Source organism: Mycobacterium sp. HM-7, from assembly GCF_053852335.1.
In genome coordinates this window covers 3,093,515-3,107,191 of sequence record NZ_CM132657.1, presented here as the reverse complement: position 1 = coordinate 3,107,191, position 13,677 = coordinate 3,093,515, and the positions used below count along the sequence as shown (strand labels likewise).

Here is a 13,677-nt window from a genome sequence, read left to right as displayed (position 1 = left end):
TCAGTCCATGACGCAGCCCGACCGCAGTGCAGTGGCCGGGATGTCGATCGGAGCGGTGTTCGATCTGCTCCGACCAGACTTCCCGGATGTGACCATCTCCAAGATTCGGTTCCTGGAGGAACAGGGGCTGGTCACGCCCGAACGCACTGGGTCGGGCTACCGTCGTTTCACGGCCTATGACTGTGCGCGCCTGCGGTTCATCCTGTCCGCGCAGCGTGACCAGTATCTGCCCCTCAAGGTCATCAAGGCGCAGCTGGACGCCCAGGCCGACGGCGCACTGCCGACGAACGGATCCGCTTACGGCGTACCGAAATTGGTGCCCGATCTCGACAGCGACGAAGCCGGCGACCCGGCGGACGTCGGACCTGCCCAGGTCCGGCTCAGCCGCGAGGACCTGCTGCAGCGCTCCGGCATCAAATCGGAGCTACTGGCCGCGCTGGTCAAGAGCGGCGTGATCATTCCCGGCCCGGCAGGGTTCTTCGACGAACATGCCGTGGTCATCGCACAATGCGCGCATGCGCTGGGCGAATACGGTGTCGAACCGCGGCACCTGCGGGCCTTCCGGTCCGCCGCCGACCGGCAGTCGGACCTGATCGCCCAGATCGCCGGTCCCATCGGCAAAGCCGGCAACGCCGGGGCCCGCGACCGGGCCGACGAACTGGCCCGCGAGGTCGCGGCGCTCGCCATCACGCTGCACACCTCGCTGATCAAGTCTGCGGTGCGCGACGTTCTCGATCGCTGAGGACTAGACTCGAATTCGTTGATGGCACACGGATTGCGGAGGGCAGACGCAGATGGGCGAGGTTCGTGTGGTCGGCATTCGGGTGGAACAGCCGCAGAACCAACCCGTGCTGTTGCTCCGCGAATCCGACGGTGACCGTTACCTGCCGATCTGGATCGGGCAGTCCGAGGCTGCGGCCATTGCGCTCGAGCAGCAGGGCGTCTCGCCGGCTCGGCCGCTGACGCATGATCTGATCCGGGATTTGATTGCCGCGCTTGGTCATTCGCTGCGCGAGGTGCGCATCGTGGACCTGCAGGAAGGCACCTTCTACGCCGACCTGGTGTTCGAGCGCGACATCACGGTGTCGGCGCGGCCGTCGGATTCGGTGGCGATCGCCCTGCGCATGGGCGTGCCGATCTACGTCGAGGAAGCGGTGCTGGCCGAAGCCGGTCTGCTGATCCCGGACGAGGGCGACGAGGAGTCGTCGGGCACCGTGCGCGAGGACGAGGTCGAGAAGTTCAAGGAGTTCCTCGACAGCATTTCGCCGGACGATTTCAAGGCCACCTGACGCGGTCCGCGGCGCGTCCGGACGGCCGTTGTCACGGATGCGTCTCAGTTAGGTCAGCGCGTGTCGACACTCGGTGCGCCGTTTGCGGATTCGCTGAATTCGCGCCACATACTTTCCTCGTTCTGGCAACAGTTCGATCGGCGGGTCACCGCCGATGGGCTGAAGAGGCCCGGCGGGAAGCGTATGCTCGACACATTCGAGCAGCGGACATGCCCGCCGAGCAGCAGTGGCCGCCAGGCGGGGTTAGTTCGATCGGCGAGAGGATCAGGCAGTGGGCGACGACACGCCACGTCAAGAGCAGTTGGACCTGACGACCAACGGCGCGCCTGAGCAGGCCGCCCCGATGCCGGCTCCCGTGCCGGTGCAGGCAGGCCTGTTCCCTGACGAGTCTGTTCCCGACGAACTGGTCGGCTACCGCGGGCCGAGTGCCTGCCAGATCGCCGGTATCACCTACCGCCAGCTGGACTACTGGGCGCGCACCTCGCTGGTCGTCCCGTCGATCCGCGGCGCCGCCGGCTCCGGCAGCCAGCGCCTGTACTCGTTCAAGGACATCCTGGTCCTCAAGATCGTCAAGCGACTGCTCGACACCGGCATCTCGCTGCACAACATCCGCGTCGCGGTCGATCACCTGCGCCAGCGCGGCGTCCACGACCTGGCCAACATCACGCTGTTCTCGGACGGCACCACGGTGTACGAGTGCACGTCCGCCGAAGAGGTCGTCGACCTGCTGCAAGGCGGCCAGGGCGTGTTCGGCATCGCGGTCTCGGGTGCCATGCGCGAACTGACCGGCGCCATCGCCGACTTCCCGGGCGAGCGGGCCGACGGCGGCGAGTCCATCGCCGCACCCGAGGACGAGCTGGCGTCGCGACGTAAGCAGCGCGACCGCAAGATCGGCTGACCCCAGCAACGTACGAGCAACGGCCCCTTTCCGCGCGGAGAGGGGCCGTTTGCTGTCTATTCGCGGCCTTTTGTGACCGACCGGTAGACTGGCGCGCGCATCGTCCCGACGCGGGAGAGTTCTGTGGCCGCCAGCCATGGACGCCGAAGGAGCAATACCTCTCCATCAACCTCTCAGGCCCCCGGACCGCGCCGGAGCCCGATGCCTCTGGAAAGCGGCGAGCTGCGACTCGCCCGCCCATGGGGAAAGGCCGACCATTGTCGGGCCGAATCTCTCAGGCACCGACGACAGAGGGGGAGGGCAGCCCCTAACGTCTGGAGAGGCCGTCATGACCGACAGCACGTCTCGTTCCTCTGCTGAGCACCACCAGCTTCGCTTCGTCGACCGGCACATCGGTCCGGACGCCGACGCGGTGGCCACCATGCTCGGGGTCATCGGCGTCGACTCCCTCGAAGAACTCGCCGCCAAGGCCCTGCCCGCGGGCATCCTCGACGCGCTGACCGGTGCCGGCCTGGCGCCCGGCCTCGACGAGCTGGCCGCCCCGGCCTCCGAAGAGCAGTCACTGGCCGAACTGCGCGCACTCGCCGACACCAACACCGTCGCGGTGTCGATGATCGGCCAGGGCTACTTCGACACCCTGACCCCCGCCGTGCTGCGCCGGAACATCCTCGAGAACCCGGCCTGGTACACGGCCTACACGCCGTACCAGCCCGAGATCAGCCAGGGCCGCCTCGAGGCGCTGCTCAACTTCCAGACCATGGTCACCGACCTGACCGGCATGGAGATCGCCAACGCCTCCATGCTGGACGAGGCCACCGCCGCCGCCGAGGCCATGACGCTGATGCACCGCGCCGTCAAGGGCGACTGCCGCCGCCTGGCCGTCGACATCGACATCTACCCGCAGACGGCCGCCGTGCTCGCCACCCGCGCCGAACCGCTGAACATCGAGATCGTCACCGCCGACCTGCGGGACGGCCTGCCCGAGGGCGAATTCTTCGGCGTCATCGCCCAGGTGCCGGGCGCCAGTGGCGCGGTCAACGATTGGTCCGCGCTGATCGCGCAGGCCCACGAGCGTGGCGCGCTGGTCGCCGTCGGCGCTGACCTGCTGGCGCTGACGCTCGTCACCCCGCCCGGCGAGATCGGCGCCGACGTCGCTTTCGGCACCACGCAGCGGTTCGGCGTGCCGATGGGCTTCGGCGGCCCGCACGCCGGTTACCTGGCCGTGCACGGCAAGCATGCCCGGCAGTTGCCCGGCCGTCTGGTCGGTGTCTCGGTCGATGCCGACGGCGCCAAGGCCTACCGGCTCAGCCTGCAGACCCGCGAACAGCACATCCGCCGCGACCGGGCCACCAGCAACATCTGTACCGCCCAGGTGCTGCTCGCGGTGATCGCCGCGATGTACGCCAGCTACCACGGGCCGCGCGGGCTGACCGCGATCGCGCACCGGGTCCACGGCCACGCCCTCGCGGTGGCCATGGGTCTGAAGGAAGCCGGTGTGGAGGTCGTGCACTCCGGGTTCTTCGACACCGTGCTGGCCCGGGTGCCCGGTAAGGCCGCGCAGGTGCAGGCGGCCGCCAAAGAGCGCGGCATCAACGTCTGGCTGGTCGACGCCGACCACATCTCGGTGTCGTGCGATGAGGCCACCACCGCCGAGCACGTCGACGCGGTGCTCGCCGCGTTCGGCGCGACGCGCGGCGGACACCACTGGGACGGCCCCGAAATCCACACCCGCACTTCGGAATTCCTGACCCACCCGGCGTTCTCGCGGTACCGTACCGAAACCGAGATGATGCGCTACCTGCGCTCGCTCGCCGACAAGGACATCGCGCTGGACCGCAGCATGATCCCGCTGGGCTCGTGCACCATGAAGCTCAACGCGGCTGCCGAGATGGAACCCATCACCTGGACCGAGTTCGCGCAGCAGCATCCGTTCGCCCCGGCCTCGGACACCCCGGGCCTGCGCAAGCTGATCGCTGACGTCGAGTCCTGGCTGGTCAGCATCACTGGCTACGACTCGGTGTCACTGCAGCCCAACGCCGGCTCGCAGGGGGAGTACGCGGGCCTGCTGGCCATCCGCGCCTACCACGAGGCGCGCGGTGAGACGGGCCGCAACATCTGCCTGATCCCGTCGAGCGCGCACGGCACCAACGCCGCGTCGGCCGCGATGGTCGGCATGAAGGTCGTCGTCGTGGCGTGCCGCGAGAACGGCGACGTCGACCTGGACGACCTGCAGGCCAAGGTCGCCGAGCACGCCGGTGACCTGGCCGCGCTGATGATCACCTACCCGTCCACGCACGGCGTGTACGAGCACGACGTCGCCGACATCTGTGCCGCAGTGCATGACGCCGGCGGTCAGGTCTACGTCGACGGCGCCAACCTCAACGCGATCGTCGGGCTGGCCCGCCCCGGCAAGTTCGGTGGCGACGTCAGCCACCTGAACCTGCACAAGACCTTCTGCATCCCGCACGGCGGTGGCGGTCCGGGCGTCGGCCCGGTGGCGGTCCGTTCGCACCTCGCGCCGTACCTGCCCGGCCATCCCTTGGCCGCCGAGCTCGCCGACGACCACACGGTGTCGGCGGCGCCGTACGGCTCGGCGTCGATCCTGCCGATCACCTGGGCGTACATCCGGATGATGGGTGCGGCCGGGCTGCGCGCCGCGACGTTGACGGCGATCGCGTCGGCCAACTACATCGCCCGCCGACTCGACGAGCACTACCCGGTGCTCTACACGGGCGAGAATGGCATGGTCGCGCACGAGTGCATCCTGGACCTGCGGGCCATCACCAAGGCCACCGGCGTCACCGTCGACGACGTGGCAAAGCGCCTGGCGGACTACGGTTTCCACGCGCCGACCATGAGCTTCCCGGTGGCCGGCACGCTGATGGTCGAGCCCACCGAGAGCGAGAGCCTGACCGAGGTCGACGCCTTCATCGCGGCGATGATCGCCATCAAGGCCGAGATCGACCAGGTCGGCTCCGGTGAGTGGCCGGCGGACGACAACCCGCTGCACAACGCGCCGCACACCGCCGAGTGCCTGCTGGTCGACGAGTGGAAGCACCCCTACACCCGCGAGCACGCCGCCTACCCGCTGGGCAAGGGCTTCCGGCCCAAGGTGTGGCCGCCCGTCCGCCGCATCGACGGCGCGTTCGGCGACCGCAACCTGGTGTGCTCCTGCCCGCCGATCGAGGCGTTTGCCTGATCCATCTCCCGCGAGCGGCCGCGTCTGTACCCCGACACTCCGTGTTGGGTGTGCAGATTGCGGCCGTTCGGCGTTGGTGAGCGTGCGCAAACTGCACGCGACACACCGCGAGCGGCCGTACAGACACGGCCGCTCGCGGGTGGTGAAAACTAGCTAGGGCAGGGCGGCCGCGACCGCGTTGGCCAGTTCCGGCGCCGCCGAGGTCGGCAGGCTGGTGAACGTGCCGCCGGTGAGCTGCGAGACGGCCTGCCAGGTCGAGCCGTCCGAGTCGGACCCGATGTCGATGACGTTGACCGCCACCGGGCGACCCGGATCGAACGCCGACTTGATGTAGTCCTGCAGGCCCTGTCCGTCCAGCGACTGGTCGGTATGCGGACCGGAGGTGATCACCAGGATCGAATTGGCCTGGCCCTCGACGTATTTCGACATCGCGTCGCCGTACAGCATGCGCAGCGTCGTGAACGAGACGTGACCCCCGCCAGAGGAGCTCTGGCTGTTCAGGTTCGAGCTCAGCTGCGCCGAGTGTGCCTGCTCGCTGAGCGGGGCCACCGGAATCTCGGCGCGGCCGGACACCCCGTCGAACGTCCACAGGCCCACCGCACTGTTCGGCGACATCGCCTTGAGCCGGTCCATCAGTGCCGTCGTCACGTTGCCCAGGCGGGTCTTGGCGCCGTCGCTCATCGGCATGGACTGGTCCAGCAGGATCGTCACCGCGCCGCCTTTCGACGTACCGCCGACGGCGTTGGCCAGCGTGGCGCGCGTGCCGGTATCGCCGATCGCGAGGGCATCGGGCAGTGAACCGAGGTTCACCACGTCGTTCTTCGGCGGATTGCCGCCGCTGACGCGGAAGCCTGCCTTGGACAGCTCGGCAAGCTGCTCGGGCTTGCGCAGGAAGCGTTCGAACTCGCTGGCCGCTGTGACCTCTTCGTGCGACAGACCGTCACCGGCGAGCAGCACGGCCGGGTAGTCCGCGACGGCCGGTGCGCCGGGCGGCAGCCAGGCCGCAAGCTTGCCCTTGACGTTGTCGGTGTGTTGCGACCGCTGGTAGAGCTGCTGTTCGGTGGTGACGACCGCGTGCACCGGCGCGGTGGCCGGGTCGCTCGCGGAGATCAGCGCATCGAGCGCGGTGGCGGCCTTGGGGTCGGCGAGCTTCGGCTGCGCGGCCGTCAACCGGTGCACGGCGCCCGCACCGGCGTTGACCGGTCCACCGTTCGCGGCGGCGGAGGCGACGGCCTCGGCCGCCAGGAAGGCCGCGTCACTGTTGTCGACGGTCGGCAGGGCCAGCCGCAGCGAGCCCCAGCCCGGCAGGCTCAGGCCGTCCAGCGCCGTCGGCGCCGTCTGCAGTGCCGGCAAGGTGCCCCAGTTCTGCTGGGCCAGAGCGTCTTTGAGCTGTGGGCGGACGGCCAACAGCACCGGCGAGGTGGCCAGTGACTTCGCTTCACCGCTGATCGCCTGTTCGCCGGCGCCGGCCACCAGCCGGGCCGCCGACACCGAGCTGGCCGGAATCCACAATGCGGGGCGCGGCCCCAGATTCGACGGCCACTTGTTCACCACGCCGTCGACGACGGTGTTCGGATCGGCCGCCTTGACCTCGACCTTGACGCATTTGTCGCCGACGGGGGCGGCGGACTGGCTGTACTTGCCGGCGAGTGTGTTGAGCTGGTCGGAGATCGACGGGTCGGCCAGCACGGGCACGCTGACCGAGCCGGATACGCACCGCGCCGACGCCTCCCGGCTGCGGTCCGACAACACGCTGCCGAAGAAGCGCCAGAGGATCACCGCGGCGACGACGACCACGACGGTCACGAGCGCGGCGATGACGCCGACGCTGACGCCGCGGCGCTTGGTGGCGATGGCCCGGTGGCTGCCGGTCCATTCGCCACCCTCCCAGTCGCCGCCGTGCGAGCGGACCGACGCCCGGCGCGGGACAGACGGGAACGCCTGGGTGACGCTGTCGGCTCCGGTGAGGTCGGGCTGGTCCGAGTAGTCGGTATCGCGGTAGTCGGAGTCGGGATCGTCGGTCTGATACCGGTCATCGGGGCCGGCAGGAGGAGGTGGGGCAGCGGCAGCTGGGGTGGCGGCGGGCGGCATCCCGTGCATCTCGGCCCAGTCGTCCGGGACACGGAACCCCGGGGCGCCGGTGGCGGACTCGTCGGCTTCCGGGATGTCCGGCGACAACGCGTCGAAGTGGGAGGTTTCGGCGTCGTTCGATTCGTCCGCGCGTGTCTCGTCGGCGTTTGATTCGTCGTCGTCGGGAGCTCTGTGCCTACCCATTGGTGTCTGCTCCTGGTGTCGGCGTGCAATCGGCGGACCCGTGTCGAGTGACGCGGGCCCGCCGAATTTTAATCAACGATGATGGGGGAGTTGCCCGTTCACGAACCGGCGTGTGCGGCCTTGAACTCCCGCCGGCGCCGATGCAGGATCGGCTCGGTGTAGCCGTTCGGTTGGCTGCACCCCTCGAGGATCAGTTCCTGCGCGGCCTGGAAGGCGATGCTGCCCTCCGGGTCCGGGGCCATCGGCAGGTACGCCGGGTCGCCGGCGTTCTGCTCGTCGACCACCGCGGCCATCCGGCGCAGGCTCGCCTTCACATCGTCCTCGGTGATGACGCCGTGCCGCAACCAGTTGGCGAGCAGCTGGCTGGAGATGCGCAGCGTGGCGCGGTCCTCCATGAGGGCGATGTCGTGGATGTCGGGCACCTTCGAGCAGCCGACACCCTGGTCGATCCAGCGCACCACGTAGCCGAGGATCGACTGGCAGTTGTTGTCGACCTCCTCGTGGATCTCCTCGGGCGCCCAGGCCAGTTCCTTGGCCAGCGGGATGGTCAGCAGTTCGGCGCGGGTGGTGCGCTTCTTGCCGGCCAGCTCTTCCTGCACCTCGCGCACGTCCACCTGGTGGTAGTGCATGGCGTGCAGGGTTGCGCCGGTGGGCGACGGCACCCACGCGGTGGTGGCGCCGGCCTGCGGCTGGGAGATCTTCTGCTTGACCATCTCGGCCATCAGATCGGTCATGGCCCACATGCCCTTACCGATCTGGGCGCGGCCGGCCAGACCGTCGGCCAGACCGGCGTCGACGTTGGCGTCCTCGTAGGCCTTGATCCAGGTCTGGCTCTTCATGGCGCCCTTGCGGACCATCGGGCCGGCTTCCATCGAGGTGTGGATCTCGTCGCCGGTGCGGTCCAGGAAGCCGGTGTTGATGAACACGACGCGGTCGGCCGCGGCCTTGATACAGGCGTTGAGGTTGACCGTCGTGCGGCGCTCCTCGTCCATGATGCCGACCTTGAGGGTCGCGTCCGGCAGGCCGAGGACGTCCTCGACGCGGCTGAAGAGCTCGCAGGTGAACGCGACCTCGTCGGGGCCGTGCATCTTCGGCTTCACGATGTAGACGGAGCCGGTGCGGCTGTTGGTCAGCTCACCGTTCTCCTCGGTCGACTTCAGGCCGTGCATGGCGATCAGGCCGGTGAACAGCGCGTCCTGGATGCCCTCGGGAATTTCGTTCCCGTCGGCGTCCACGATGGCGTCGTTGGTCATCAGGTGACCGACGTTGCGCACGAACAGCAGGCTCCGGCCGGGCAGGGTCAGCTCACCCTCGCCATCGGGCGTGGTGAACACGCGGTCCGGGTTCAGCGTGCGGGTGAAGGTCTTGCCGCCCTTGCTGACCTCTTCGGACAGGTCGCCCTTGTTCAGGCCCAGCCAGTTGCGGTAGCCGAGCACCTTGTCGTCGGCGTCGACGGCCGCGACCGAGTCCTCGAAGTCCATGATCGTGGTGATCGCCGACTCCAGCACGACGTCCTTGATGCCGGCCTTGTCGGTCGAACCGATCGGCGACGAGGGGTCGACCAGGATTTCGATGTGCAGGCCGTGGTGCACCAGCAGCACCGACCACGCCGAGTCACCGAGCTTGCCGGTGTAGCCGACGAACTCTTCGGGGTTGGCAAGTCCGACCGAGAGCTCGTCGCCCAATTCTGCAACGAGCTGGTGCGCCTCATCTTCCGAGTCGATCTTGAGGCCGGTGATGTCGGCCCACGAGCCGGACGCCAGCGGGACGGCCTGGTCCAGGAAATTGCGGGCGTAGGCGATCACCTTGTCGCCGCGCACCTTGTTGTAGCCGCCCTTGCCGGCTTCGGCGCCACCCTCGTCGGAGATGACGTCGGTGCCGTACAGCGCGTCGTACAGCGAGCCCCAGCGGGCGTTGGCCGCGTTCAGCGCAAACCGCGCGTTCAGGATCGGCACCACCAGCTGCGGTCCCGCGGTGCTGGTGATCTCCGGGTCGACGCCCGAGGTCCGGATGCAGAACTCCGCGGGTTCCGGCTGCAGGTAGCCGATCTCCGTGAGGAACTCCTGGTACGAGGTCTTGAACTCATCAGTGTCGACCGGATCGATGACCCGGGCCCGGTGCCACTTGTCGATCTGCGCCTGCAGATCGTCGCGGCGGGCCAGCAGGTCCTTGTTCTTCGGGGCCAGGTCGGTGATGACCTTGTCCACTCCGGCCCAGAAGCTGTCCGGGTCGACCCCGGTGCCGGGCAGAGCCTCGTTGGTGATGAAGTCGTGCAGTACGCGGGCCACCCGCAGATTTCCCACCGTCACACGATCAGTCATTTTCTTCTTCCTCCTAAGCAGCCCACACGGCGACCATCCACTTTACCCGTGGGTAACCGCAGCTCACCGCCGTGTCGGCCAATGAGAACCCGGTCACACCGTCATTGCGGTGTTGCGCCGGGCAGGCCGATGGCCGGGACGCCCGGCGTGTGCACCCGTCCGGCCAGCCACGGCAGCGCCGCGGCGAATACCTCTGCGGCGCTGGGGAACGTGTGGTCACCGCCGTGCGGGACCACGGAGCACTCGATGCCGGCGGCGCTGACCAAGGCGCACATGTAGGTCGCGACGGCCGTGTGGCTCTCCGGGTTATCCGGCGGTTGGACGTTCGTCGCCGCACCGGGCTGCGCAGGTTGATGGACCACCGGCCCGTTCTCCGACACGGCGAACCAGCCGGCGACGCCGGTGTACGGCCCGTGCTTGCGGACCACGGTCGCCGGATCGAATTGGGCGAACGCCGCCGCGTCACCCCCGAACAGGCGCGCGATGGTCTGGGGCTCGGACCCGGCGTTGGGCCCGACCTGGCCGTCCATGTCGACGAAGGTCTGGAAGAGCTCCGGGTGCATCACCGTCGTCATCACCGCGCAGGTGCCACCGGCCGACCAGCCGACGATGCCCCAGCGGGACGGGTCGCTGCTCGCCGAGAACGTCGAAGTGACAAATGGCACAACATCTTTGGTGAGGTGGTCGGCAGCCATGCCGCGCGGCCCGTTGACGCATTCGGTGTCGTTGGAGAACTGGCCGCTGGTGTCGACGAACACCAGGATCGGCGCGTTGCCACCGTGGGCGGCCGCGAACTCGTCGGCGGCGCGCTGGGCGCCGCCGGCCGTCGGCCAGTCGGCGGGCCACCCGAACTCGCCACCCACCATGACCACCGCGGGCAGCTGCGGGGCATCGTGGGCGAACCAGGCCGGCGGCAGGTAGACCAACTCCGGGCGGGTGCGGAATCCGGACGCGGTGGTGGGAATCTGCACCGACACGAGCACGCCGCGGTCCGGACGCTCGCCGGAGCGGCGCATGTTCAATGCGGTCTCCAGGTCGATCTCGCCGCGCAGTTCGGCGCCGGTGGCGCGCTGCCACAGCGCCTCGACGGTCGGCAGGTAGCCGGTCCAGGTGTTCACGGCCAGACCCGCGCACACGGCGCAGAGCGGCACCACGGCGACGGCCACCGCGCGGCGCCACCAGCGCAGGCCCGGCCACCCCGCGATGGCCACCACGAGTGCCACCCCGGTCAGCACGATCCACACCCAGAGCGAGGTCGGCGCCGGACCACCCGCGAGACCCTGGTCGGAGATGAACCAACTGCTGGCCAGTGCCAGGACGACACCGGCCCCGACCGCAACCGGGAGCCACAGCCGCAGCCAGCGCGGCGACCGCCGGCCGACGGCGACGAGCAGCGCCAACACCGTCACCACCTGGATCAGGGTGGGCAGCCAGCCGTCGAGCAGGCCGACGTTCATTCGCCGTCCCCGAGGACCGCCGGCGGCGGGGGCGCGGGCTGTTCGTGGTGAGACGCCGGCTGCTCGGTGTCGGAGGAAGGCGGCTGGGCGGTCGAGGTCACCTCTTCGGTGTCCGAACTCTGGGTGTCGGATTCGTCCGAGCTCGAACTGGCCGTCGTCGTCGGTGTGCTGGACGTCGGGGCGGCCCCGGGGCAGGTGTTCGGCGCGGGCACCCCGTTGAACCGATCGGTGATCCAGCCGAGGGCGTCGGCTTCGTCGGGTTGGACGTAGTCGATCACGTCGCCCATGGCGCAGGCCCGTTCGACGGCGGCGGCGGTCTGCTCGGGCGGCACCAGCCCATCGGGCGCTCCCGGCGTGATCAGCATCGGCGCGGCGGCCGGCGCCTGCGGCAGCGTCGCCTTGCGCAGATAACCGCGCAACGCGTCGGCGGCGGCCGGCGTCGACGGACCGAGGTCATTCGGACCCAGAGAATCCAGTACACCGCTGCGGTCGGCGACCGCCGGGCCGCGGCAGGCCGACAGCGTGTCCCAGTGGTCGCGGGCGGCGCCGCGGCGGTAGTCCTCGATGGGGAATCCGGGATAGGCCTGCGGCATGATCGCCAGGTACTGCTGCAGCATGAGCTGCTGGTCTCGGTTCAGGTTCCCGGCTGCCGAGGCGTCGGCCAGCCATTCGAGCGCCGCGGTCGGGGCCAGCGCGACCGCGCCCTGCGGGCGGAGTCCGCCGCCGTAGTCGGTGGCCAGCTCGGCGGCCGCCCAGGCCGCTTGCCCGCCCTGCCCGGTGCCCACGGCGACCCAGCTGGTGGACGCGGCGGAGACCAGTTTGCGCGTGGCCCGCGCCAGATCGATCAGGTTGAAACCCTCGGTCGTGGAGTCCAGATACGGGTGATAGGTCTCGTCGAGCCCAATGCCCTGATAGTCGGTGATCGCCACCAGATAACCGGCGCCGACCATGAGCCGCACGGTCGGCAGCAGGCCCAGCAGGCTCGGCGACGACGACGGCGCGCAGTCGGACTTGATACCGCTGCCCGGATTGGCCAGCGCGATGATGCGCCAGCCGCCTTCGGGCGGTTTGCCCTTCGGCAGGAACACCGAGCCCGTCACCTTGGGGTGGCTGTCGTTGATGCCCGAGGTGGAGACGTACGTGATGCGCGCCGAGATGGCGGTCAGCCCGGCCAGTTCGGGGTCGACGGTCGTCAGCGGCTGCGCGGCGACGAGCGTGCCGGGGCCGGCGCCGCTGTAGTCACCCGGCAACACCTGTCCACTGTGCTGGGTGCTGCGATCGGACCGGTCGTCCGAGCAGCCGGCGACGGCCAGTACGGCGGCCAGGGCGACGGCGGCGACCCGGAGCACCGTACGGGCCGTCACAGCGTGCCGCCGTCGCTGTCGTGCGCGAGCAGTGCCAGGCACTCGGACAGCAGTGATTCACGCAGCGGCACAGCGAGATTGGCGATGTCCTGCTGGCGACGGACATACTCGGCGCGGCCCGTCGGGTCCTCGATGGCGATCGGCTCGATGCCGTAGTCGCTCAGGTCGTACGGGCTGGCCCGCATGTCGAGGACGCGTGCGTCCGCCGCGAGGTCAAGGCAATCCATCAACAGATTCGACTCCAGCAAAGGTCCGAGCTTGTAACTCCATTTGTACAAGTCCATATTTGCGTGCACACAGCCCGGCTGCTCGGTGGCCGACTGGGCGTGTCGGGTGAGGGTTTCTCCGTTACGCGGTACGGCCGCCGCGGTGAAGAACCGGTAGGCGTCGAAATGCGTGCACCGCAGGGGCATCGACTCGACCACGGCATCGGTGTCCGCGGCGCTGAGCCGCAGCGGCACCTGGGCGTGCCGCACCTCGGGAGCGCGGTACACCATGGCCCATTCGTGCAGGCCGAAACAGTTCAACCGCGCCGGGCGGGCCGCCGTCGCAGCCAACAGGTCGGCGACGAACGTGACAGTCTCCCGGCGGCCCGCGAGGTACTCGGCGGTCACCGTCACGGCATCACCCCGGCGGCCGTACCCGGCCCGGTCGGTGAACCGCAGCGCGCCGGCGCCGGTCAGCACACGGCCGAAACCCGGATGCCAGCGCCGCAGCTGGCGGGGTTTGAGGCTGTAGTACGTGAACAGGAAGTCCCACACCGGATGCGGCTCGCCGGCGCGCATGCGTCGCTCATGTGGGGCCAGGAACGCGTCGACGCGGTCCAGGTAGCGCTGTTCGCCTAGCGCCCAGTCGCTCTCGGCCAGGACCCGCAT

General features: G+C 69.3%; 9 protein-coding genes and 1 riboswitch. Of the genes, 4 read left to right on the top strand and 5 right to left on the bottom strand.

Going from position 1 to position 13,677, the window contains the following annotated elements; all coding sequences use genetic code 11:
* Positions 1-7: 7 nt before the first annotated feature.
* The 4 genes from ftsR to gcvP all read left to right on the top strand — a co-directional run bounded on the left by ftsR (position 8) and on the right by gcvP (position 5,386).
* Positions 8-742 carry a transcriptional regulator FtsR gene (ftsR, locus tag ACWW1C_RS15025; protein WP_455979126.1) on the top strand — a complete coding sequence of 245 codons (735 nt, stop codon included), beginning with the start codon at positions 8-10 and terminating at the stop codon, positions 740-742.
* 52 nt (positions 743-794) lie between these two features.
* Positions 795-1,289 (top strand): bifunctional nuclease family protein, encoded by a 495-nt coding sequence (locus ACWW1C_RS15020; RefSeq protein ID WP_455979125.1) that lies wholly within the window; start codon positions 795-797, stop codon positions 1,287-1,289.
* Between the two features lie 271 nt (positions 1,290-1,560).
* Positions 1,561-2,187, top strand: coding sequence for a MerR family transcriptional regulator (locus ACWW1C_RS15015; protein ID WP_455979124.1), 627 nt, complete (start codon positions 1,561-1,563; stop codon positions 2,185-2,187).
* 101 nt (positions 2,188-2,288) lie between these two features.
* A riboswitch (glycine riboswitch) is annotated at positions 2,289-2,386 on the top strand.
* A gap of 129 nt (positions 2,387-2,515) precedes the next feature.
* Positions 2,516-5,386, top strand: a complete 2,871-nt coding sequence (gcvP, locus tag ACWW1C_RS15010; RefSeq protein ID WP_455979123.1) for an aminomethyl-transferring glycine dehydrogenase — start codon at positions 2,516-2,518, stop codon at positions 5,384-5,386.
* Positions 5,387-5,539: 153 nt separating this feature from the next.
* Here gcvP and ACWW1C_RS15005 read toward each other — a convergent pair whose 3' ends face one another.
* The 5 genes from ACWW1C_RS15005 to ACWW1C_RS14985 all read right to left on the bottom strand — a co-directional run bounded on the left by ACWW1C_RS15005 (position 5,540) and on the right by ACWW1C_RS14985 (position 13,677).
* Complete coding sequence (locus tag ACWW1C_RS15005) at positions 5,540-7,660, bottom strand: hypothetical protein (protein WP_455979122.1); 2,121 nt, start codon at positions 7,658-7,660, stop codon at positions 5,540-5,542.
* A gap of 98 nt (positions 7,661-7,758) precedes the next feature.
* Positions 7,759-9,981, bottom strand: coding sequence for a malate synthase G (locus ACWW1C_RS15000; protein ID WP_455979121.1), 2,223 nt, complete (start codon positions 9,979-9,981; stop codon positions 7,759-7,761).
* A 101-nt stretch (positions 9,982-10,082) separates the two neighbouring features.
* On the bottom strand, positions 10,083-11,438 hold the full coding sequence (locus tag ACWW1C_RS14995; RefSeq protein ID WP_455979120.1) for an alpha/beta hydrolase-fold protein: 1,356 nt from the start codon (positions 11,436-11,438) through the stop codon (positions 10,083-10,085).
* Positions 11,435-12,802, bottom strand: coding sequence for a lipase (locus tag ACWW1C_RS14990; protein WP_455979119.1), 1,368 nt, complete (start codon positions 12,800-12,802; stop codon positions 11,435-11,437). Before ACWW1C_RS14990 ends, ACWW1C_RS14995 begins: the two co-directional genes overlap by 4 nt.
* Positions 12,799-13,677, bottom strand: a complete 879-nt coding sequence (locus tag ACWW1C_RS14985) for a 3-methyladenine DNA glycosylase (RefSeq protein WP_455984293.1) — start codon at positions 13,675-13,677, stop codon at positions 12,799-12,801. The genes ACWW1C_RS14990 and ACWW1C_RS14985 overlap by 4 nt, the downstream gene beginning before the upstream one ends.